Source organism: Stenotrophomonas sp. YJH_SMC_81 (genome assembly GCF_059370875.1).
This window is the reverse complement of the sequence record NZ_JCAFUB010000004.1, coordinates 46303-69062: the sequence shown is the minus strand read 5'-3', so window position 1 is coordinate 69062 and position 22760 is coordinate 46303. Positions and strand designations below refer to the sequence as shown.

The 22760-nt window shown below is 66.9% G+C and carries 17 protein-coding genes and 1 tRNA gene; 4 read left to right on the top strand and 14 right to left on the bottom strand.

Going from position 1 to position 22760, the window contains the following annotated elements:
* Positions 1 to 45: 45 nt before the first annotated feature.
* The 3 genes from AC5P8U_RS09805 to ffh all read right to left on the bottom strand — a co-directional run bounded on the left by AC5P8U_RS09805 (position 46) and on the right by ffh (position 3456).
* Positions 46 to 858 carry an aminotransferase class IV family protein gene (locus AC5P8U_RS09805; protein ID WP_072166885.1) on the bottom strand — a complete coding sequence of 271 codons (813 nt, stop codon included), beginning with the start codon at positions 856 to 858 and terminating at the stop codon, positions 46 to 48.
* Positions 855 to 1931, bottom strand: coding sequence for an NAD(P)H-dependent flavin oxidoreductase (locus AC5P8U_RS09800; RefSeq protein WP_072166886.1), 1077 nt, complete (start codon positions 1929 to 1931; stop codon positions 855 to 857). Before AC5P8U_RS09800 ends, AC5P8U_RS09805 begins: the two co-directional genes overlap by 4 nt.
* 148 nt (positions 1932 to 2079) lie before the next feature.
* A complete protein-coding gene (ffh, locus tag AC5P8U_RS09795; RefSeq protein WP_005408591.1) occupies positions 2080 to 3456 on the bottom strand; it encodes a signal recognition particle protein in 1377 nt (458 codons plus the stop codon).
* 122 nt (positions 3457 to 3578) lie between these two features.
* Between ffh and AC5P8U_RS09790 the strand changes: the two genes are divergently transcribed.
* On the top strand, positions 3579 to 4373 hold the full coding sequence (locus AC5P8U_RS09790) for a cytochrome C assembly family protein (RefSeq protein ID WP_005415730.1): 795 nt from the start codon (positions 3579 to 3581) through the stop codon (positions 4371 to 4373).
* Positions 4374 to 4414: 41 nt separating this feature from the next.
* On the opposite strand, the gene AC5P8U_RS09785 is transcribed toward AC5P8U_RS09790, so the two are convergent.
* The 4 genes from AC5P8U_RS09785 to radA form a co-directional block, all read right to left on the bottom strand.
* On the bottom strand, positions 4415 to 4873 hold the full coding sequence (locus AC5P8U_RS09785) for a YqhG/Tai3 family protein (protein WP_334271954.1): 459 nt from the start codon (positions 4871 to 4873) through the stop codon (positions 4415 to 4417).
* Between the two features lie 92 nt (positions 4874 to 4965).
* The gene (locus tag AC5P8U_RS09780; RefSeq protein ID WP_065178089.1) at positions 4966 to 7272 is read right to left on the bottom strand and encodes a tetratricopeptide repeat protein; all 2307 of its coding nucleotides are present in this window, start codon (positions 7270 to 7272) and stop codon (positions 4966 to 4968) included.
* 49 nt (positions 7273 to 7321) lie between these two features.
* A complete protein-coding gene (locus AC5P8U_RS09775; RefSeq protein WP_088496954.1) occupies positions 7322 to 9178 on the bottom strand; it encodes an ATP-binding protein in 1857 nt (618 codons plus the stop codon).
* 202 nt (positions 9179 to 9380) lie between these two features.
* On the bottom strand, positions 9381 to 10757 hold the full coding sequence (radA, locus tag AC5P8U_RS09770; RefSeq protein ID WP_005408586.1) for a DNA repair protein RadA: 1377 nt from the start codon (positions 10755 to 10757) through the stop codon (positions 9381 to 9383).
* A gap of 151 nt (positions 10758 to 10908) precedes the next feature.
* Between radA and AC5P8U_RS09765 the strand changes: the two genes are divergently transcribed.
* A complete protein-coding gene (locus AC5P8U_RS09765) occupies positions 10909 to 12966 on the top strand; it encodes a putative bifunctional diguanylate cyclase/phosphodiesterase (protein ID WP_252745493.1) in 2058 nt (685 codons plus the stop codon).
* 158 nt (positions 12967 to 13124) lie between these two features.
* Here the strand turns inward: AC5P8U_RS09765 and cyoD are convergent, their stop codons facing one another.
* From cyoD to cyoA, 4 genes are read right to left on the bottom strand one after another with little or no spacing between them, the layout of a single operon-like run.
* Complete coding sequence (gene cyoD / locus AC5P8U_RS09760) at positions 13125 to 13466, bottom strand: cytochrome o ubiquinol oxidase subunit IV (protein WP_005415725.1); 342 nt, start codon at positions 13464 to 13466, stop codon at positions 13125 to 13127.
* Positions 13466 to 14104, bottom strand: a complete 639-nt coding sequence (cyoC, locus tag AC5P8U_RS09755; protein WP_005408583.1) for a cytochrome o ubiquinol oxidase subunit III — start codon at positions 14102 to 14104, stop codon at positions 13466 to 13468. Before cyoC ends, cyoD begins: the two co-directional genes overlap by 1 nt.
* Positions 14101 to 16098, bottom strand: a complete 1998-nt coding sequence (cyoB, locus tag AC5P8U_RS09750; RefSeq protein WP_088496440.1) for a cytochrome o ubiquinol oxidase subunit I — start codon at positions 16096 to 16098, stop codon at positions 14101 to 14103. The genes cyoC and cyoB overlap by 4 nt, the downstream gene beginning before the upstream one ends.
* A gap of 2 nt (positions 16099 to 16100) precedes the next feature.
* Positions 16101 to 17141 (bottom strand): ubiquinol oxidase subunit II, encoded by a 1041-nt coding sequence (cyoA, locus tag AC5P8U_RS09745; protein ID WP_005415723.1) that lies wholly within the window; start codon positions 17139 to 17141, stop codon positions 16101 to 16103.
* A gap of 353 nt (positions 17142 to 17494) precedes the next feature.
* On the opposite strand from cyoA, the gene AC5P8U_RS09740 reads away from it, so the two are divergent.
* Both AC5P8U_RS09740 and AC5P8U_RS09735 read left to right on the top strand, forming a co-directional pair.
* Positions 17495 to 18130, top strand: coding sequence for a GyrI-like domain-containing protein (locus AC5P8U_RS09740; RefSeq protein ID WP_447897429.1), 636 nt, complete (start codon positions 17495 to 17497; stop codon positions 18128 to 18130).
* 13 nt (positions 18131 to 18143) lie between these two features.
* Positions 18144 to 18476 carry a hypothetical protein gene (locus tag AC5P8U_RS09735; RefSeq protein ID WP_188241173.1) on the top strand — a complete coding sequence of 111 codons (333 nt, stop codon included), beginning with the start codon at positions 18144 to 18146 and terminating at the stop codon, positions 18474 to 18476.
* Between the two features lie 64 nt (positions 18477 to 18540).
* On the opposite strand, the gene AC5P8U_RS09730 is transcribed toward AC5P8U_RS09735, so the two are convergent.
* The 3 genes from AC5P8U_RS09730 to AC5P8U_RS09720 all read right to left on the bottom strand — a co-directional run bounded on the left by AC5P8U_RS09730 (position 18541) and on the right by AC5P8U_RS09720 (position 22642).
* Positions 18541 to 18616 (bottom strand) — tRNA-Thr (locus AC5P8U_RS09730).
* Positions 18617 to 18666: 50 nt separating this feature from the next.
* A complete protein-coding gene (locus AC5P8U_RS09725) occupies positions 18667 to 19671 on the bottom strand; it encodes a 2-hydroxyacid dehydrogenase (RefSeq protein WP_495214132.1) in 1005 nt (334 codons plus the stop codon).
* Between the two features lie 97 nt (positions 19672 to 19768).
* Complete coding sequence (locus tag AC5P8U_RS09720) at positions 19769 to 22642, bottom strand: autotransporter domain-containing protein (protein WP_447897430.1); 2874 nt, start codon at positions 22640 to 22642, stop codon at positions 19769 to 19771.
* Between the last annotated feature and the right edge of the window lie 118 nt (positions 22643 to 22760).

The window sequence follows — 22760 nt, the reverse complement described above, 5'->3', positions numbered from 1 at the left end:
CGGGCGATTATAGCGGCAGATCGCGGCCGGGCCAACCCCGGGGGGTCAGATCGCTTTTGTGCCGCAAAAGCGGGCTGACCCCAATCCCTGCCAGGCCACCGCCGCCAGCACCACCCTGCCCTGTTCAGCCAGCGCCTGCGAGCCGGGCAGGACATGCCCGTCAATGGCCTCCAGCGCCCACAGGCCGCTGGCGTTGCAGGCAAAAGCCGCCTTCACGCCGGCCAGATCGGCCAGCGGCAGCGGCTGAGTGACCTGAGGTCCCGGCCAATGCTGCTTCAGCAGTGCCTCGGCAGTCCCGCGCAGGGCCGGCGCCTGTGGCCAGAGCAGCCGCTCACCATCGTGCACGGCCAGGTTCCAGGTGCTGCCTTCACTCACGTCGCCATCGGCGGTGACAAACAGCGCATCGTCGAATCCGGCCGCCAGCGCCGCGCGGCGTTCGGCGAACAAACCAAACGTGCCGACGTGCTTGATCTGCGGCAGTTCACGCTGCCAGGCCACGCTGCGCACGCGCTTGGCGACGGTCAGCGTCACCGGCGCTGACACCGCCACCAGCACGTCCACCGGCACCGCCGCCAGCGGATTGCGGAAATCGAAGCGGCGCGAGTACACCGTCACCCGCAGCGAGGCATCGACCTGCCCTGACTGCTGCAATGCCTGCGCCATCCATGCCTGTACCTGCACCGTGTCCAGTTCGCTGCCGAACAGTTCGCGCGTAGCCTGTGACAGCCGCGCCAGATGCAGGTCCAGCCCCTGCACTGCACCACCACGCACCTGCAGCGAGGTGAAGTGGCCGTAATTCACCAGCGCCGGCAGGAGATCCTTCACCTGCGCCGCCCGGCCGTTGCAGCTCACCATCATGGCAGCAGTGCCTGCGCCTGTTCCCACATGCCGCGCAGCACGTCGGCGGCCGGCTGCGCCGGTGCCATCCACGCCGACTGCCCGGCCCAGGCCTGCATCGCTGCGAGACGATTGTCCTGCGCCGCCTGCCTGCGCATCGGGGCGGTCAGGCCGCGCTGCACCGGGTATGGACGCGGCGCGGGGGCGCCTTCTGCGGCAGCGGCGCGCACATAGGGCGTCGCCAGGCCACGGCCCAGGCGACCACTGAAGGCGCGGGTCGGCCAGGTATCTTCCGGTTCGCTGGCGGCCAGCCCATCGGCCCACGCCGAAGCGATCGCCGCTTCCGGCGTGCGCAGGAAGGCGGTGCCGATCTGCACCGCACTGGCACCCAAGGTGAGTGCGGCAGCGATGCCACGGCCATCGGCGATGCCGCCGGCGGCAATCACCGGAATCTGCAGCTGATCGGCCAGGCGCGGCAGCAGCGCAAACAGTCCCACCAGCTGGCGCTCGGCCATCGCCGGATCAAAGGAACCCCGATGGCCGCCGGCCTCCGCGCCCTGCGCCACCACCGCGTCGGCGCCGGCGTCCTGTGCCGCGCGCGCTTCGGACAAGGTGGTGGCACAGGCGATCCAGGCGATGCCGGCGTCCTTCAACTGCTGCACGTGGCGCGGCAGCAGCACGCCCATGATGGTCGAGGCCACCGCAGGACGCGCCGCCAGCAGTGCGGCGAACTGTTCTTCGAAGTCGGCCGGCGTGGCGTCGGCGGCGCTGGCCGGCACCTCCGGGCCCCATTGCGCGAGGAAGGCGCGGCTGGCGGCCTCGGCGGCAACGTCACGGGCAGGTACAGGGTCCGGCATCCACAGGTTCACCTGCGCCGGACCGCTGGAGGCTGCGCGGAAGTCATCCATCCAGCGACCGATATCGGCCGAAGAGGACAACACCGCGCCCATTGCGCCCATGCTGCCGGCGTTGGCCAGCGCAGCCGACAACGGTACCGGGCAGGCACCGGCCATCGGTGCCAGCAGGATCGGAACGGAAACGCCAAAGCGCCGGCAGAACGCCTCGGCGCGGGAAGCTACAGCGGAACTCTGCATGACGGCCCATCGTTTCGGACAGGCCCCCATGGTGCGCGCAGGACAGGGGAAGAGTCGAGCCTGCTGCCCGACGGCCTGCTGCGGCGCTTGTGCGCCGCCGCCCGAGCGTGGGCCCGGGCGCTACATCAGATTGCGGACGGGGCCGTCATCAACGGAACGGCATGCCGCGGCCGCCCATGGCGCCCATCATGCCCTTCATGCTGCGCAACATGCCCTTCATGCCACCGCCGGCCATCTTGCTCATCATCTTTTCCATCTGCATGTACTGCTTCATCAGCTTGTTGACGTCGGCCGGCGTCACGCCCGAGCCCTTGGCGATGCGCGCGCGGCGCGAGCCGTTGAGCAGGTTCGGATTGCGCCGTTCCTTCTTGGTCATCGAGCTGATGATGGCGATCATGCGCGGCACTTCCTTGCCCTGGCTGACCTGCTGCTTCAGATGGTCGGGGATGTTGCCCAGGCCCGGCAGCTTGTCCATCAGGCCGCCGATGCCGCCCATGTTCTGCATCTGCTCCAGCTGGTCACGCATGTCGTTCAGGTCGAATTTCTTGCCCTTGGCGACCTTCTCGGCCAGCTTGGCGGCCTTGTCCTTGTCGACCTGCTGCTCGACCTGCTCGACCAGCGACAGCACGTCGCCCATGTCGAGGATGCGGCTGGCGATACGGTCCGGGTGGAACACGTCCAGGCCTTCCGGCTTTTCACTGACACCGACGAACTTGATCGGCTTGCCGGTGATGTAGCGCACGCTCAGCGCGGCGCCGCCGCGGGCGTCACCGTCGGTCTTGGTCAGCACCACGCCGGTCAGCGGCAGGGCATCGCCGAAGGCCTTGGCGGTATTGGCCGCGTCCTGGCCGGTCATGGCGTCGACCACGAACAGCGTTTCGGCCGGATTCACCGCAGCGTGCAGGGCCTTGATCTCGGCCATCATCGCTTCGTCGATGGCCAGGCGGCCGGCGGTATCGACCAGCAGCACGTCGACGAACGACTTGCGTGCATCGTCGATGGCGGCGCGGACAATGGCTTCCGGCTTCTGGTCGGCACTGGACGGGAAGAACAGCACGCCGACCTGCTCGGCCAGGGTCTTCAGCTGTTCGATCGCGGCCGGACGGTAGACGTCGGCCGAGACCACCATCACCTTCTTCTTGCGCTTTTCCTTCAGGTGCTTGGCCAGCTTGCCCACGGTGGTGGTCTTGCCGGCGCCCTGCAGGCCCGCCATCAGGATGATGGCCGGAGCGGGCACATTGAGGTTCAGGTCGCTGGCTTCGGCGCCCATCACCGCAGTCAGCTCGTCGCGCACGACCTTGATCAGCGCCTGGCCCGGGGTCAGCGACTTCAGCACTTCCTGGCCGACCGCGCGCACCTTGATGCGCTCGATCAGGGCCTGCACCACCGGCAGCGCAACGTCGGCCTCGAGCAGCGCGATGCGCACTTCGCGGGTCGCCTCGCGGATGTTCTCCTCGGTCAGGCGGCCACGGCCACGCAGGCGCTCGATGGTGCCGGAAAGGCGCTGGGTCAGGGACTCGAACATGCGGCGCAACCTGTCTGAAAGCGGGGGACAATAAGGCAGGCAGTATAACGGGTCCGGCTGTCTCCCCGGACTGCGGCCACGGGGCCGTCGCCAGCATCACGGGGGTATGCGAAACTGCAACGATGACAATCGTTCTCATCGCCGTCCTGCTCTACCTGGCTGCCAGTGCCCTGCTGGTGCGCGCGCTTGGCCGCGATGAGACGACCGGCTCCCCCATCTGGCTGTGGCCGGCCCTGCCCGCCATGCTGCTGCACGGCGGCTACCACGTGATGGTGGCGATGCGCACCAACGGCGGGCCGGACATGCACTTCTTCGCCGCACTGTCGCTGGTCGGCCTGGGCATGGCCTGGCTGACGTCGCTGGTCGGCGCGCGCGGGCGGATGTCGGCGCTGGGCGTGGTGGTGTTCCCGCTGGCCGCCGTGCTGCTGCTGGCCTACCATGGTTACGGCCACGAACCGAGCAAGGTACTGGGCTGGCGCCTGGCCAGCCACGCCTGGCTGGCCCTGCTGGCCTACGCCACGCTGAGCATCGCCGCGTTGCTGGCGATCATGCTGTGGCTGCAGGAACGCGCGCTGCGCCGCCGCGAGTTCCGGCCTTGGCTGCGGGCACTGCCGCCGCTGGCCGACCTGGAATCACTGCTGTTCCGGGTGATCACCGTCGGCTTCGCGCTGCTGACCCTGACCCTGGTCACCGGGGTGCTGTTCGTCGACGACCTGCTGGCGCAGAAGCTGGTGCACAAGACCGTGCTGAGCGTGCTGTCGTGGATCGTGTTCGGCGTGCTGCTGATCGGCCGCCGGCGCTACGGCTGGCGCGGCATGAAGGCGGTGCACTGGACGCTGGCGGCGATGCTGTTGCTGCTGCTGGCCTTCTTCGGCAGCCAGTTCGTGATCGAACTGGTGTTCGGGCATTCGCGATAGGCGGTGTGCCGACCAACGGTCGGCACCCACCGGCGCTACCGTCAAGGCTGGGCCAGGATCGTCCGCACCGAACGACCACTGTTGGTGACGATGTCATCAACCTGCCAGCACCCCTGCCCGTGGCGCACCATCGGCAGGCGGGTCAGGTAGGCCTTCTTCCACACCGAATAGCGCATCTCGACCTGGCCGGCGGAGGCCGAAGCCTCCTTCCAGCTGTAGCGCACCGGGGTTTCGATGTCACCGTCCTGCGCATCCAGCCACGGATCCGAATCGATGGTGCAGATGCCCTCTTCGCGCTGCTGGCAGGCGCGCTCTCCACGCAGTGCCTTGCCGAAGGCAGGGCTGACCAGCGCCGGGGGTGGCTCCAGCAGATCACCATCGCCCGTCGTTGCCGCGTAGAAGGCGCGGGCCACCGCCTCTGGTTCCTGGCAGGCGGGTGACGCCTGCACGGCAGGGGCCAGCAGCAGCCCGGCGATCATCAACATCCCTGTCTTTCGCATGTATTTTTCCCTGAGGTAGTGCCGGCCGCTGGCCGGCAATACAGGATCTCCCGGTGCTGCCGGCCAGCGGCCGGCACTACCCGATATCCGGCCTACAACCCGTAACGCTCGATCACGTCCAGATGCGGCTGGCGATCCTGGTCACAGGCTTCAGCCAGGCGCAGCCAGCAATGCGGATGCGGCCACGTCGCGGTGTGCTGCTGCAGGAAGCGGTGCAGTGCCAGCGGTGCGTGGTCCTGCGGCTGGGCCACGGTGAACAGCAGGCCGGGCAGCGTACCCTCTTCCACATCGGGGTCGGTGACGGTGTAGTCCGGCCGGCTGTGTGACCACACCTTCCAGCCCTGTGCTTCGGCCGCCTCGACGAAGGCATTCCAGGCATCTTCGCCCGGGTGCGCGCCATCGATCATCCAGCTGCGGGCGAAGCCGCCGCGCTCCAGCACATGCACCTGCGCATAGGTCGGGATGAAATGCTCGCGTGCTTCCTCCTCCTCTGGTGCCGGATGCACCAGCGCGGCATCGAACACCACCCAGTCGCCCACCTGCTGGGCGCGGTTGGACGGCGCGTTCTCGACGATGCGCGCGGTCACCGGACCGCTGCGACGGGCGTAGTACTCCATCGGCTCGCCGTTTTCTTCACTGCGGATGATCACCCAGCCCCACGGCTCCTCTACCACGCCGTCCTGGCTGGACAATTCCATGCCAAGCGCCGCCGCCGAGCGGCGCACGGCGTCCCAGTCGCGCGCGGCGCTGGCTGCGCTCATGTGGTCCCAATGCGCGGCATTGGGCTCGTCCAGCAGCTCCACCAGCTGTGCATAACAGGCCTGGGCCTCGCTGAAACGGCCGGTTTCCATGTACATGCGCGCCAGCGTGCCGCGCGCGCCGTGCGAGCCCGGAGACAGCTCCAGAAGCGATCGGGCCGCCTGCTCCAGCGCCGGCCAGTCGGACACGCGGCGTGCACGCTGCACCTCGCACCAGTGCGCGAACACTGGCACGCTGCCGCGATACAGATCGGCCAGCTGGCGCAGTCCGTCGTCGTCGCCCTGTTCGGCCAGCCAGCGCATCAGCGTGTAGGCCGCGGGGCCATCGTGCTGCACATGGCCGCGTACGAACCGCCACAGCAGCGACCGCGCCTCGGCCTGCGCGCCGCAGGCATTCAGTGCCGAGGCGGCCATGTCGGCCAGCGCCTCGTCATCGGGTAGCTCGGCATGCGCCTGCAGCAACCACTGCGCTTCGCGCTCGGGATCGCGCGACTGGTTCTGTTCGCCCTGCGCGTCCAGCCATGCCAGCAGCTCGCCCGCCGGCACCGGCAGCGGCGCGACGTCCGGCAATGCCTCGATGCGCGCGGCCAGGCCGGCCACCAGCGCCGCGGCACCCCGATCCTGGCGCAGCTGCGCCAGATGGGTGCGGGCCAGTTCGAGCTGCCGCAGTGCGACCCAGCGCGCGCCACGCTGCAGGGCGAGTTCCAGGCTCAACGCCGCGACTTCGATCAGCAGGCGGTGCGAACCGACCCGTGCGAAGTGCTCGATGATGGTGTTGAAGCGCGTGCCCAGATCCCACGTATTGCGCGCGGGATCACGCTGGCACAGTGCTGCGGCGGTGTTTGCCCACAGCCGCCAGTAGTTCGGGGTCAGCTCGCTCCACGGCACCAGCTGCTGCAGCGCCTCTTCGTCGCGGCCAAGCTGGGCCAGCGCCCAGGCCTTGGACAAGCGACGCGGCACCGTGCAGTTGGCCGGCTCGTACTCTCCGGACGCAGCAACTTCGGCTTCCCGTTTTTCGATCAGCGCCAGTGCCTCATCGGCACGGCCCATGCCCAGCAGGATCTTGATCTGCATCTCCGGGAAGCTGTCGAACACTTCCTTGCCACAGGCTTCCACGGCATCGGCCTGCACCTGCAGGTAATCCAGCGCCGCCTGGCCACGGCCATCATCGAGCAGCGCATCGGCCTTCTCGCAGCTCAGGCACTGGAAACAGGCCCAGCTCGGATCGATGCGGCCAAGGGTTTCGTCGCAGACCTCGATGCGCTCGGGCACCCAGCCCGGGCCGTCGATGTTGCCGTAGCAAGCGGCCAGGTCCTGGGTCACGCAGATCGACTGCGGGCATTCCAGGGTGTCCTCGCGGTGCGCGCGCTCGAACAGCGCTACGGCTTCGCCGAGTGCGCTCTCGCCTTCCACGCGGTTGCCGACGCGGTTGCGCAGCGCCCAGTGGCCGACATAGACGTCAACCCACGGGTTGTCCAGTGCCTTGCCCAGGGCGCGTGCTTCGGGCAGCAGCGCATCGACGCGGTCGATCTGCAGTTCACTGACCTCGTCGGCGAGGCGGTTCAGCAGGTGCGCGTTCTGCGCCTGGCCGGCCTGGCGCAGGTCACCCTGCAGCTTTTCGACCCAGTTCCAGATGTCCATGGGGGTAATTGCTCCTGTCTAGCGAAGGCTGGATGAGAAGGTGCGGTGCTCAGCGCAGCATCTGCTGCAGGGCACCGGCGATATCGGTGAAGGCACCATTGAGATCCGGGCCCGGCGTAGCAGTCGCGCGTGCCAGCGGGCGGCCCTGCGCGGCGACGATGACTTTCAGCGAGCGCAGCAGGCGGGCTGCGGCCTCGGCCTGTGGGTGGCCCTCGCGCTGGGCGCGCAGCAGTGCCTGCACCGCCGGGTTGTCGAGATTGAGATACAGCCGCGACGGTGCGCGTGATTCGATGCGCGCGGTGAACTGTCGCGCCAGGCGCAGCGCGGCCATCGAGACGCGCTTGTCGTTCTCGTCGTCTTCCAGCCGTTGCTTCAGCTCGGCCTCGCGGTCGGGCACCACCACCACCGGCAGCGCCTCCGGGCTGAAACGTGCGGGCAGCAGCTGCTCGCCGTCGCCCAGCTGTTCGCGCAGCCACGCCAGCTGCGCCTCGTCGAGGCTGTCATCACTGCGGAACAGTGCGCGGTTGCCCTGCTCGGTGCCGAGCTCGACCAGGCGCAGGCCCTTGGCCTGGGCCCAGCGCCGCAGGAACGGCACCACCGCGTAGCGATGGCCATGCGCGACCGGTACGCCCATCGCGCGGAACAGCATCTCTTCAAAGCCACCGCCGTTGTCGAGGATGACATGCACGGCACCGCGCGCCGGCAGCGCACTGGCCGGCAGGTCGCCCTGCGAAGTCGGCACCCGCACATGCTCCATCAGCAGTTCGAACAGGCGGTCATCGCACAGTGCCGCACCCAGCAGCGCCTCGTTGTGGCGGGTCAGCACGCGCCGCCAGGCTTCCGGTTGCTGCTTCGCAACGTCGGCCAGGCCGTCGATCAGCGCCTCCAGCAGTGCATGCTGCACCGCGCGGTACTGGTCATCGCGCTGCAGGTCTTCGCGGCTGGCGGTGGGCGTCAACCGCGAGGATTCGATCACCCCGCCGATGAAACCGGCCCACGGCGGCAGCAGGTCGCGCGCGTCGTCATCCAGCAGCATCCCACGCACGAACACCGACAGGTTGCGGTTGTCGCTGGTGCCATAGGTGGCGCCGTCCTGCACCCACAGCAGGCCAGTGGCATCGCTGTTGCCATCGGCACGCAACGGCACGGTGACGATCGGTTCGAAATCGTGCTCGAACCGCGCGGCGAACTGCAGCGCCTGCCGGCGGGCCTGCACCGGATGCACGGCGACCTCCCCCTGGCCGCGCCACGGCGGCGGCTCGGGATTGAGCGCCTCGCCCGCAGCACCGATGAAGATCGGCTCGGACAGCAACGCGCAGTAGCGGCCCAGCACCTCATGCAGGCGCGCCTCGTTGGCCAGCGGCAGGAAGTCCGGATGCAGCTCCAGCTCCACCTCAGTGCCCACCGCGCGTGCAGGCACTTCGCTGACGGTGTATTGCTCGGCGTTGCTGGACACGTACAGATGGCCCAGATCCGGCGTCTGGTAAGAGGTGGTGCGCACGCTGACCCGGCGGGCCAGCACGAAGGCCGACAGGAAGCCGAGGCCGAACATGCCGATCAGCCCTTCATCGTCCTCTCCGCCCTGGCGCAGGCCACGGGTGTAGCCGACGCCGACGGTGGCCAGGTAATCGTGGATCTCCTGGCGGGTCAGGCCAGCACCGGTATCAGTGATGCGCAGCACGCCGGCACCGGCATCAACCTGCACCGAAATGCGCGAAGGCACGTCAACGCCGGGCTGCTCGATGCGGCGGCGGATGATCGAGTCATGCGCGTTCTGTACCAGCTCACGCAGCGCCACCACCGGGGTGGAATACAGGTGCTTGCCCAGCACCGTCATCAGTCCATTGAGATCGACCCCGGCACGACGGATCTCGGCGTTGGGGGTGGTGAGTGCGGTGTCCTGCATGTAATCGTTTACTCCTGGGCACGGAAAGACGCCAGAGGGCGACTTCGTCGAGCGGGAAAAACTAGCACAGTGAAGCTGACCGTTACTGCATTGGGCACTTGTAGAGCCGAGCCCATGCTCGGCTGCTGTTCGACCACCAGTCGAGCATGGCTCGACTCCACAGAAAGCAGCCGAGCGTGGGCTCGGCTCTACAGGGCTGGCATCACGCCGCGTCGATGGCCTCGGACAGGCGTTCCACCGCGATCACCTCCATGCCTTTCACCGAACCGCCCTTGGGCGCATTGGCCTTGGGCACGATGGCGCGCTTGAAGCCATGGGTGGCGGCCTCGCGCAGGCGGTCTTCGCCATTGGGCACCGGGCGGATCTCGCCGGACAGGCCCACCTCGCCGAAGGCGATGGTCTTCTCCGCCAGCGGCCGATCCTGCAGCGACGACAACACCGCCAGCAGCACCGGTAGATCGGCGGCGGTCTCCTGGACGCGGATGCCACCGACCACATTGACGAACACGTCCTGGTCGCCGACCAGTACACCGCCATGGCGATGCAGCACTGCCAGCAGCATCGCCAGGCGATTCTGCTCCAGGCCGACCGCGACACGGCGCGGGTTCGACAGCGGCGATGCGTCGACCAGCGCCTGTACCTCCACCAGCAGCGGCCGCGTGCCCTCGCGGGTGACCATCACGCAGCTGCCCGGCTGATGGGTGCTGCCGCCGGACAGGAAGATCGCCGAGGGGTTGGAGACCTCCTTCAGGCCCTTGTCGCCCATCGCGAACACACCCAGCTCGTTGACCGCACCGAAGCGGTTCTTGAACGCGCGCAACAGGCGGAAGCGGCTGCCGCTCTCGCCTTCGAAGTACAGCACCGCGTCCACCATGTGTTCCAGCACGCGCGGGCCGGCGATGCCGCCTTCCTTGGTCACATGGCCGACCAGGAACACGGCGGTGCCGGTTTCCTTGGCGAACCGCACCAGCCGCGCCGCGCTCTCGCGCACCTGGCTGACCGAACCGGGCGCAGCGGTCAGGCTCTCGGTCCACAGGGTCTGCACCGAATCGGCCACGATCAGCCGCGGCCCAGCCCTGGAGGCATGCTGCAGGATCGACTCGACCCCGGTCTCGGCCAGCGCATTGACGCCGTCCAGCGGCAGCTCCAGGCGATGCGCACGGCCAGCCACCTGCGCCAGTGACTCTTCGCCGGTGACGTACAGCACAGGCAGTTCAGCGGCCATCTTCGCCACCGCCTGCAGCAGCAGCGTCGACTTGCCGATGCCCGGGTCGCCGCCCACCAGCACCACCGCGCCTTCGACCAGGCCGCCGCCCAGCACACGGTCGAACTCGCCGATGCCGGTGGAGACCCGGCGATGCTCGGTCTGCTCCACATCCTTCAGCGCAGTGATCTTCGGCGGATCGATCTTGCCGGCCCAGCCCGCCCGGCGCGAGGCCGGCGCCTTGGCCGCCGCCGCGCTCTCCAGCACGATTTCCGACAACGAGTTCCAGGCGTTGCACTCGGTGCACTGGCCCTGCCACTTGCTGAATTCGGCGCCGCATTCATTGCAGACGTAGGCGGTGCGGGCTTTGGCCATCGGAGGATTTCCAGCAACGGGAACAGGCGTGGCAGGATAGCCGAGCCGGGTCGCAGCTGCTGCGACCGCTCAAGTCCTGCCCACCCGCGCCGATAGGGGTCGCGGGCGTGCGCCTTGCGGGCGCCCCCCTTCCTCCCCCACTGGATTCAACATGACTGGCAGTTACAGTCAGAGCCTGGTCATCATCTCCCTGCTGGTGGCCATTCTTGCTTCGTACACGGCGCTGGACATGGCCGGGCGCCTGGCCACCGCCGAGGGGCGCGTGGCGCGCTGGTGGCTGGCCGGAGGCGCGGCGGCCATGGGCCTGGGCATCTGGTCCATGCACTTCATCGGCATGCTCGCCTTCGACCTGCCGATCCCGGTGGGCTATGACCTCAGCATCACCCTGTACTCGCTGGCGGTCTCGATCGGTGCCTCGGCCTATGCGCTGTGGCTGGTATCGCGCCCCAGCCTGCCGTGGCGCCGGCTGCTGGCCGGGGCCGTGCTGATGGGCCTGGGCATCGCTACCATGCACTACCTGGGCATGGCTGCGATGCGCATGCAGCCCGGCATCGACTACCACCCGGGCTGGTTTGCCGCCTCCATCGCGGTGGCCATCGGTGCCGCTGGCGCCGCCCTGTGGATCGCCTTCCGCCTGCGCGCAGAGCAGCGCCACACCCTGCGCCTGCGCGCGCTCGCATCGCTGGTGATGGGCCTGGCCATCGTGGGCATGCATTACACCGGCATGGCGGCGGCGCGCTTCCCCGAAGGCAGCCTCTGTGGCGCCGTCGGCAGTGGCGGCATCGACACGCGCTGGCTGGCGGTGCTGGTGATCGTCACCACCGTGGCCACGCTGGGCATCGCCCTGGTGGCCTCGCTGTTCGACCGGCAGATGCGCGTGCGCACCGGGCTGCTGGCCGATTCGCTGGCGCACGCCAACGACAAGCTGATCCAGGCCGCACTGCACGATCCCTTGACCCAGCTGCCCAACCGCATGCTGCTGCAGGACCGCATCGAGCAGGCCATCGAGAAGGCGCGGCGCCGCAATCATGCGGTGGCGGTGATGTTCTGCGACCTGGATGGTTTCAAGGCGGTCAATGATGCCTATGGTCATCAGCTTGGCGACCGCCTGCTGGTGGCGGTGGCACAGCGCATCGGCGGCCTGCTGCGCCCGCAGGACACGTTCGCCCGCCTCGGCGGCGACGAGTTCGTGATCGTGCTGGCCATCGACATTCCCGACGATGCGGTCGTGGTGGCCGAGCGCATCATTGCCGCCGCCGGTGAGCCGTTCACGCTGGATGCGGCCGAACTGCAGGTCAGCGCGAGCCTGGGCATCGCCCTGTACCCGGATGATGCCAGCAACGAGCGCGAGCTGATGGCGCACGCCGATGCGGCGATGTACCACACCAAGGAAACCGGGCGGAACGGCTATACCTTCTTCACGCCCTCGATGCAGCTCAGTGCCAATCGCCAGTTGCGCCTGCTGCAGGACCTGCGCAAGGCCATCGCCCGCAACGAACTGATCCTGCATTACCAGCCCAAATTTCCGGCCGCGGGCGCACCGGCCACCGGCGCCGAGGCGCTGCTGCGCTGGCAGCACCCGGAGCTGGGGCTGCTGGCGCCGGATGTGTTCATTCCGATCGCCGAACGCAGCGGCCTGATCCTGCCGATCGGTGACTGGGTACTGGACCAGGCCTGCGCGCAACTGCGGGAATGGCACGATGCCGGGCATGCGGAATGGACAATGGCGGTGAACCTGTCGCCGCTGCAGTTCGCCTCGCCGGCACTGCTGGACAGCGTGCGCGAGGTGCTGGAGCGGCACCGGATCGAACCGGCACGGCTGACCCTGGAGATCACCGAGACCACGGCGATGAAGGACGTCGATGCCAGCTTGGCGATCCTCAGCGACCTGACCGCAATGGGCGTGCACATCGCCATCGATGATTTCGGTACCGGCTACTCCAGCCTGCTGTACCTCAAGCGGATGCCAGCCACCGAACTGAAGATCGACCGTGCGTTCGTGCACGACCTGGAACGCAATGACGAGGACGCCGCCATCGTCTCGTCGATCATCGCGCTGGGCCGCACCCTGCAGCTGCAGGTGGTGGCCGAAGGCGTGGAGACCCAGGCGCAGCGCGAGTACCTGAGCGAGCTCGGCTGCGACCAGCTGCAGGGCTACCATCTGGGCCGGCCGATGGAGGCCGAAGAGTTCCTGCGCCGGGTGGGATGAGGCGAGCGTCTCCTCCACGCACGGGATGGAACCACGGGTAGAGCCGGCCGCTGGCCGGCGTCCCGCAATTGCCGGCCAGCGGCCGGCACTACCGGACAACGGAAAACCAGAAAGGCCGCCCGAGGGCGGCCTTTCTGCGCGGCAACGTCGCGAGGACGTCAGTGCATCATGTGCACGTTCATGTTGTGCATGACCCACAGGGTGCCGATCACGATGATGCCGATCACCACGACGGTGAAGGCCGCAGCGTTGACGTTCCAGCGGCTTTCCGAAGAGCGGTCCAGGTGCAGGAAGAACACCAGGTGGACCAGCATCTGCAGCACCGCGGTGACCGCGATCACCACACCGTTGACGGTGCGCGAGAAATCGCCCGACATCACCATCCAGAACGGGATGACGGTCAGCACCACCGCCAGCACGAAGCCGATCAGGTACGACTTCACGCTGCCGTGGCTTTCGCCGCCGGTGCCGTGGTCGTGTGCATGGTTGTCATGTGCCATTACAGCGCTCCATTGAGGTAGACGACGGAGAACACGCCGATCCAGATCAGGTCCAGGAAGTGCCAGAACAGGCTCAGGCACGCCATGCGGGTCTTGTTGGTCGGGGTCAGGCCGTACTTCTTCAGCTGCACGAACATCACCAGCAGCCACAGCAGGCCGGCGCTGACGTGCAGGCCGTGGGTACCGACCAGGGCGAAGAACGCCGACAGGAAGGCACTGCGGTCCGGACCGTAGCCCTGATGGATCAGGTGCTGGAACTCCCACACTTCCATGCACATGAAGCCGAAGCCCAGCAGCCAGGTGATGCCCAGCCACAGGTACATCTGGCCCATCTGCTTGCGGTGCATGGCAATCATGCCCAGGCCGAAGGTCAGCGACGAGGTCAGCAGCAGCGCGGTTTCCCACGCCACGAACGGCAGCTCGAACAGGTCCTTCGCGGTGGGACCGCCATCGGTACCGCCTGCCAGCACCACGTAGGTGGCGAACAGCGAGGCGAAGATGAGGCAGTCGCTCATCAGGTACACCCAGAAACCGAAGACGGTGTTGCCGCCGGTATCGTGGTGCTCGTGGTCGTCATGGCCATGGGCCGCCGCATGCGCGGCGTGCCCGTGGCTCAGGGTCGAGGTATTGGTGCTCATGCCTTCAGCTCCGACTTCACCAGGCCCTGGGCTTCCAGGTGCTTGCGGTGTTCGTTCTCGATGCGTTCCACCTCGGCGGCCGGGACCCAGTAGTCCACGTCCTGGTCGAAGGTGCGGTAGATGAACGTGGCGATCATGCCGACGAAGCCGACGATGGCCAGCCACCAGATGTGCCAGATCATCGCGAAGCCGAACACCAGGCTGAAGGCACCGATGACAACGCCCGTGCCGGTGTTGCGCGGCATGTGGATGTCGGTGTACTTGGCCGGCTTCGGCCAGGCTTCACCCCGCTGCTTGCGCTCCCAGAAATCGTCCAGCTCGGTGACTTCCGGCAGCGTCGCGAAGTTGTAGAAGGCCGGCGGCGAGGAGGTTTCCCACTCCAGCGTACGGGCATCCCACGGGTCGCCGGTCAGGTCGACGGTCTTCTTGCGGTCGCGGATCGACACGGCCACCTGGATGATCTGGCACAGGATGCCGGCGCCGACGATGAACGCGCCGCAGGCAGCAACCAGCAGCAGCGGCTCGTAGGCCGGGTTCACGGTGCTCTGCAGGCGGCGGGTCATGCCCATGAAGCCCAGCACGTACATCGGCATGAAGGTCACGTAGAAGCCGATGAACCAGCACCAGAACGCGCACTTGCCCCAGAACTCATTGAGGCGGAAGCCGAACATCTTCGGCCACCAGTAGGTGATGCCGGCGAACATGCCGAACACCACGCCGCCGATGATGACGTTGTGGAAGTGGGCGATCAGGAACAGGCTGTTGTGCAGCACGAAGTCGATGGCCGGAATCGCCAGCATCACGCCGGTCATGCCGCCGATGACGAAGGTGACCATGAAGCCGATGGTCCACAGCACCGGGCTGGTGAAGTGCACGCGACCGCGGAACATGGTGAACAGCCAGTTGAAGATCTTCACGCCGGTCGGGATCGAGATGATCATCGTCGTGATGCCGAAGAAGGCATTGACGTTGGCACCCGAACCCATGGTGAAGAAGTGGTGCAGCCACACGATGAACGACAGCACGCCGATGCAGGCGGTGGCGTAGACCATGCCCTTGTAGCCGAACAGCGCCTTGCGCGAGAAGGTCGCGATGACTTCGGAGAACACACCGAACGCCGGCAGGACCAGGATGTACACCTCCGGGTGACCCCAGATCCAGATCAGGTTGATGTACAGCATGGCGTTGCCGCCACCGTCATTGGTGAAGAAGTGCGTACCCAGGTAACGGTCCAGGGTCAGCAGCACCAGGGTGATGGTCAGCACCGGGAAGGCCGCGACGATCAGCACGTTGGTCACCAGGGCGGTCCAGGTGAACACCGGCATCTGCATCAGCTTCATGCTCGGGGTGCGCATCTTGAGGATGGTGATGAAGAAGTTGATACCACTGAGCGTGGTACCCAGGCCCGCCACCTGTAGACCCCAGATGTAGTAGTCCATGCCGACGCTTGGACTGTATTCGATGCCCGACAACGGCGGGAACGCCAGCCAGCCGGTGGCAGCGAACTCACCGATCCACAGCGACAGCATGATCAGCACCGCACCGGACACGAACAGCCAGAAGCTGAGCGAGTTGACGAACGGGAACGCGACGTCGCGCGCACCGATCTGCAGCGGCACGGCCAGGTTCATCAGGCCGGTGATCAGCGGCATCGCCACGAAGAAGATCATGATCACGCCGTGGGCGGTGAAGATCTGGTCGTAGTGGTGCGGCGGCAGGTAACCCTCGGAACCACCGACGGCGATGGCCTGCTGGGTACGCATCATGATGGCGTCGGAGAAACCGCGCAGCAGCATGACGAAGGCGACGATGAGGTACATCACGCCGATCTTCTTGTGATCCACCGAAGTGAACCACTCCTTCCACAGATAGCCCCACAGCTTGAACTTGGTGATCAGGGCGACGACGCCCAGGCCACCAAGAACCGCGCCGACCAGGGTGGTCAGCACGATCGGATCGTGGGGGATCGACTCAAGAGAGAGTTTTCCCAACATGTTCATTCTCCCGAACCCGCGTGGCCGGCATGGCCTGCGTGTTCGTGTTCGGTGGCATCCAGGTTTTCACCCGATTCCTTGGAATCATGCGCGTCACTCGGGGCGTGGCCCTCGTGCGCTTCATGGGTGGCGGCATCGGCAGCGGCGGCACCGGCATGCGAGTGCTTCATGCCGTAATGCTTGTTGTCGCCCATGTGCTTGGCGATGACCCAGTCGAACAGGCCTTCTTCGGTCTTGCCGAAGTAAGTGACCGGATACCACTCGGCGTTGCGTGCTTCACCCAGGGCCTTGAACGAGGCCTTGTCCAGGGTCTGCTCGCCGGCGCGGACCTGGTCCAGCCACTGGCGGTACTCGGCATCGGTGACCGAGTAGGCGGTGAAGTGCATCTTGGCGAAGCCCGCGCCGCTGTAGTGCGAGGACATGCCCGGGAATTCACCGGTCTCGTTGGCGATCAGGTGGAGCTTGGTCTCCATCGCAGCCATCGAGTAGATCATGCTGCCCAGGTGCGGGATGAAGAATGCATTCATCACCGAATCGGACGTGATCTTGAAGTTCAGCGGCGTGTTGACCGGGAACTTGATTTCGTTGACGACCGCCACCTTCTCTTCCGGATAGATGAACAGCCACTTCCAGTCCAGCGAGATCGCCTCGATGGTGACCGGCTTGACGTCCGAATCCAGCGGACGGTACGGGTCCAGTGCGTGCGACGAACGCCAGGTCAGGACCGCCAGCACCAGCACGATCATGCAGGGAATGGACCACACCACCACCTCGATCGCCGTCGAGTGGGACCACTTCGGCTCGTAACGGGCCTTGGTGTTGGAGGCGCGATACTTCCACGCGAACGTCAGGGTCATGATGATGACCGGGATGACGACCAGCAGCATGAGCACGGTGGCCGTGATCAGCAGGGTCTTCTCATCCTGGCCGATCTGGCCCTTCGGACTGAGGATGGCCACGGCATCGCAGCCGGTGAGCATCACCAGCAACGACAGCAGCAGGCCCGGGCGCAACCAGCGCCCAAGGGTTTTCAACGGAATCATCGGTCGATCCAATTGCGAGGGAATGCCGTTCCCCGTCCCTGCCTGTTCCAGCCAAAGCCGGTCCCACCGGTCCGGAAGACAGGCAGGGAGGTGGGGGCGAGTCAGCCTTTCAATTTTAGGCCGTCACCCACCATTTAAGAAAGGCATTGACAATGATCGAGCGCAGGAAAGGCCCGATTCTGGCTGCGACACGTTGTCGCACCGCGCAGGCGCGGCGGGCAAAACAGCCGGGGGCGGCATCCTAGCATCGAGTGGTGGCCGGCGCTCCGCCCTCGTTCGGCAAAGTCATCTGAACCTGTTCAGGCGTGCTGGCAGGTGCCTGGCGTGGGATGCTCGGCGCAGGAGGAAGGCCCGTGGACAAGATCGACTTCAGGAAGCGCGACCGGGCGCTCTATCAGGCCCCGATGGGCCGGTTCGTGACCGTGGACGTACCGCCCCTGCCCTACGTGATGGTCGATGGTCGCGGCGACCCGAACACGGCCCCCGCCTACCTGCAGGCCGTGCAGTGGCTGTATTCGGTGAGCTATGCACTGAAGTTCGCGCTGAAGGCCGAAGGGCGCGACTACGTGGTGCCACCGCTGGAAGCGCTGTGGAGCGCCGAGGACCCGGCCAGCTTCGCCGCGCGGCGCAAGGATGAGTGGGCCTGGACCGTAATGATCCGCACGCCCGAGGGCATCGGCCCTGCACAGTGGCAGTCCGCGATCAGCAAGGCGCGCACGAAGCTGGGAGAGGCTCCGCCCAGCCTTCGCCATGAACTCCTTGCCGAGGGCCCCAGCCTGCAGACCTTGCACGTGGGCGCCTACGACGACGAAGGCCCCATCCTGGCGCAGCTGCATGACGAAGTAATGCCCGCACTGGGATACACCTTTGCCGGCCCCCATCATGAGATCTACCTGAGCGACCCGCGCAGGACCGACGCAGCGCGGTTGAAAACCGTGCTGCGGCAGCCGGTGCGGCCGATCAGGCCTGATGAGGATTCCCGCAGATGACACAAGGAATGCCATGCGCCTGATCAGCCGGCTGCTGCACTGGACCACCCTGCCCGCCGGGCGCCGCCTGATGGCCGTGCTGGGTGCTGCGCTGGTGATCGTGCTGGCCTGCAATCCGGATCTGCTGCCGTTGCTGCCGGTGGTGGATGCGCTGGGGCTGGACGTGCTGATGCTGTTGCTGGGTGCGCAGGTGGTGGCGGTACTGCCTCGGGTGCGGGAGCGGGCCGCGCGCGGGATCAGAGTGCTTGCACGCCTGATGATCGGCGCATCGGCGGGAGCAGCAGGTGGTTATCTCCGGCAGCTGGCGTGGTGGCTGGCGAAGGATGCGGGTATGACGCGGCGTTGATGGCGTCGCGCCGCTAATCGGCCAAACAAAAAGCCCCGACCAAAGGCCGGGGCTTTTCTACAACTGGTGCCGGAAACAGGAGTCGAACCTGCGACCTACGCATTACGAATGCGCCGCTCTACCAACTGAGCTATTCCGGCGGAGCACGCGATTTTACGGGCTGCGCGCCCCGACGGTCAATCCATCTGGCTCAGCCCGCCTCCACTCGGTTCGCACACACCCGCCCCTCGGCGAAATCCCGCAGGTTCCCCAGCGTGATTGCCGATATCTCCTGCAGCGCCTCTACGGTGAAGAAGCCCTGGTGGCCGGTCACCAGCACGTTGGGGAAGGTCATCAGGCGCTGGAAGACTTCGTCGTCGATGATCTCGCCGGAGAGGTCCTGGAAGAACAGCGCGCTTTCCTGCTCGTAGACGTCGATGGCCAGGTGACCCAGCCGCCGCGACTTCAGCGCGCGGATCACCGCATGGGTATCGACCAGCCCGCCGCGCGAGGTGTTGACCAGCATCGCGCCGGTCTTCATCCGCGCCAGCGAGGCGTCGTTGATCAGATGCTGGGTATCGGGTGTCAGCGGGCAATGCAGCGACACGATATCGGCGCGCGCCAGCAGTTCATCCAGCCCAACCATGTCGCCCACGCCGGCGAAGGCCGGCGATGGATACGGGTCATGCCCCAGCACGGTGCAGCCCATGCCGCGGAAGATGCGCGCGGTAGCCAGGCCGATCTTGCCGGTGCCGACGATGCCGACCGTGCGCCCATGCAGGGTGCGGCCGAGCAGGCCATCGAGCATGAAGTTGCCCTCGCGCACGCGATTGTAGGCGCGATGGGTCTGCCGGTTGAGCGTCATCACCAGCGCCAGCGCGTGCTCGGCCACGGCTTCGGGGGAATAGGCCGGCACCCGCGCGACGAACAGGCCCTGCGCTTTGGCAGCTGCCAGGTCCACATTGTTGAAGCCGGCGCAGCGCAGCAGCACGGCGCGCACGCCCAAGGCATGCAGCGCGTGCAGTACCGGCGCGTCGAGGCGGTCATTGACGAACACGCATACCGCGGCGCAGTCCTGTGCCAACGCAGCGGTATGCACGTCCAGCGCGGCATCGAAGTACACGAATGCAAAGCCCTGCCCGGCCGCATCGCGCTGGTTGGCCTCGTCGAGGAAGCGACGATCGTAGGGGCGGGCACTGAAAACGGCGATCTGCATGGGCGGGCCTGGCGGGAATTCCCTGCCGACCATACCGCAGCACCTGCCCTGATGGGATGGCCCCGGCGATACGGATATCGCCGGGGCCGAGTGCCCTTTAGAACCGGTAGCCCAGGCCCAGCATCACGCCGTTCTGGATCTGCCCATCGCGGCGTTCGCCCACGTAGTCGGCCATGATCGACAGGCGCTCGCTGGCACGGCTGGTCACGCCCAGATTCCAGGCCAGCACCTGCTCACCCACGGCCTGGCTGCTGGCACCGAACAGCAGGTCCGGAGCTGCGGCGAAGCCGGTGCTGTAGCGGGCCTGGGCGTCACCCAGCTCCTTCTGCCAGACCACGCGCGCGCGCGGGGTGATGCGCTCGCCGTTGTTGCCTTCGAAGGTCTTGAACAGCTGCAGGCCCGCACCCACACGAATGCTCTCCAGGCTGCCACTGCGGCCAACCAGCGCACCGGCGCCCTGCCCCTCGTTGAAGCGGGTGGCCGAAGTGCGCGCGTAGTCCACCACCGGCAGCAGCGGCTGGATCACCAGGCCATTGCCGGTGGTGAACGAGAACGCATGTTCAACACGTGCGGAGATCGCATCGTTGCTGTACTTCGCGCGCAGAGGCTGCTGCAGCCCATCAATGCCGCCGACACCGCGGCGGGTGTCATGCCGCAGGTCGGTGTAGCGCACGGCCGCCGACAGATAGCCCCGCGAATAGGTCGCGTCCAGATAGCCCCCCACGTCCAGCGCGCGCACGTCTCCGCTGAATTCGGAGCCATCGCTGGCCTTGGTCGACATGTCGGCCGCTGCCACGCTGACGCCAAGGGTGACGCGGTCATCGGCCACGCGGGTGTCGGCACCGACCACGATGCCACCGATGTTGTGGCTCAGGCCGGCCACGCCGCCGTCGGCATCGATGCGGCCATGGCTGGCGAAACCGCGCGCCCACAGGCCACGGCTGCGACCCGCTACGCCGCTGTCGCCGGCACCCTCGCCCGCCGGCTCGACCAGATGCATGGCCAGCTGGTTGAACAGGCTGCCATGGCGCATGCCCGGCTGCGCCGACACCGACTGCGCCGCCTGCGAAGCCAACCCGTCTGCATCGCCGCCACTGCGCATCGCTGCCTGGTGCTGCTGCACCACGTTGCCGATGCTGCCGATCAGTGCATTGTCGGCCAGGCGCAGGCTGGCATGCGCATCACCGCGCAGGGCGCCAGCCTGCTGTGCGATCACATCGCGGTCGCTGAACTGCAGCGCGCCGAGCAACGACTTCAGGCCGCTGTCCTGGCGGTCCGCTGCAGCGGCCAGCGCGCGCCCCAGGCCGTCGCCGGAGGTGCCGTTGGCGAACAGGCCCAGCTGGTCGAAGCCCGGGTTGGCGGTCAGCCACAGGCCGTCGGCGGTCTGGTTGACGTTGAAGCTGAGCAGCGAATTGTGGCGCGGGCGGAACACTTCACCGGCCGTGATGCTGGCGCTGTAACCGGCATCGCCCAGCCGCAGGGCATCCTGGAAGCCCCCCTGGTAGATCGGTCCTTCCACCAGGTCGCGACGGTAGCCACCGGCATAGAAGCCCTGGGCCACGTTCAACGCCAGGTGTGCGCCCTGCGCGATCACCAGCGCACCCTCCTCGGAGCCGCCATCGTAGAAGCTGCCCACGCGCAGGCGGCCACTGCCGGTACCACCGGCTTCGGTAACGTCGAACAGCACCTGCCCGCCGGGCATGATGTTGACGTAGCCGTGGGTCACCAGATCACCACCACGCGGCATCAGCGTGCCGAACACGCGCAGGCGGTTGAAGCCGTCTTCGCGGTAGGACGGGCCGGTGCCATCCAGCAACGCATCGCTGTCGGTGCCGACCGATGCGATATCGCCATGGCCAACCACGATGCTGCCCGGCATCACCCGCAGCTCGGGGGTGCGCATCGCACCACCCTCCAGTGCGATGGTGCCGTTGTCCACCAGAATGAAATCGGCGCCGGTGGTTTCGGCGGTGCGCCAGGTGGCGCCGTTGCTGACACGGATCACGCCCGCCGAACTGGCCAGGGTGGACGCATCCAGATCGGCCAGCCGCAACTGGCCGCGCAGCTCTTCCTGGAGGTCGGGATCGGCGAGCAGCTGTTGCAGCGACTGCGTGCCGATGCCGTTCGGCCCCCGCGTGGAGACGTTGTACAGGCTCACCGCGTAGTTGATGTAGGTGCTGGCCCAGTCGGTGTTCCAGCGCGCGAAATCGTCGTCGACGAAGGCCTGCAGCTGGCGCGCGGTGCGCAGGTAGCCCGGGTTGATGTCGCCGCTGACGTTGCTGGTGACACGGAGGGTGTCGCCCGGATCGCGATAGCCTGCCGTGTTGATGATGTTGTTGCCGCGGATGTCCTGGCCCGGGAACGACTCCAGCTTGCTGCCGCTGCCATCCGGATCGAAGGTGACCGACGTACCCGTGGTGCGCGCCGGGTCGCGGAATACCAGCAGGCCATTGGGTTGAACCACTTCATACAGCGCCTTGTGCAACAGGCCCGCATCCATCCCGCCGCCGTAGTTGCCTGTGTAGATCTGGGTCATGCGCGCTGACGGCGCATAGGTGATCTTGCCGCCACTGCTGGCGGCATGGATCTGCACCGAGTCGACCAGTGGCAGATCGCCGCCGAGGTAACGGTTGACGCCACCGGACTGCATGATCGAGCAGGACGAGATGCAGTGGCCGGACACGATGGTGTCCAGGCCCTGGGTGCGGATCACCGCCTGCAGCCACTCGCCGGCGATCAGCGCGCCACCATTGGATGTGCGCAGCACGACCTCGCGGATCGGACGGCCTTCAGCCTGTGCCTTGGCCAGCAGCGCGGGCAGCGCCACCACATCGGCAACGGTGACGCCGCCGCTGAGGAAGACGCGATCGTCCCGCACGTGATAATTCATTGCCATGACGTCATCAACCGCCGCCATGGCGGTGATGCCCATCAGCCCGGCCAAGGCCAGGCTCAACTTCGAATGCTTCATGTGTTCTCTCTCCACCCGCAACACACGGGTCAGGAGTTCAACGTCCGGGCGGCGCAAACTCCCCCAGCGCACCAGGCCCCGAAACATGAATGCATTCACAATGGAATCAGGGGCCATG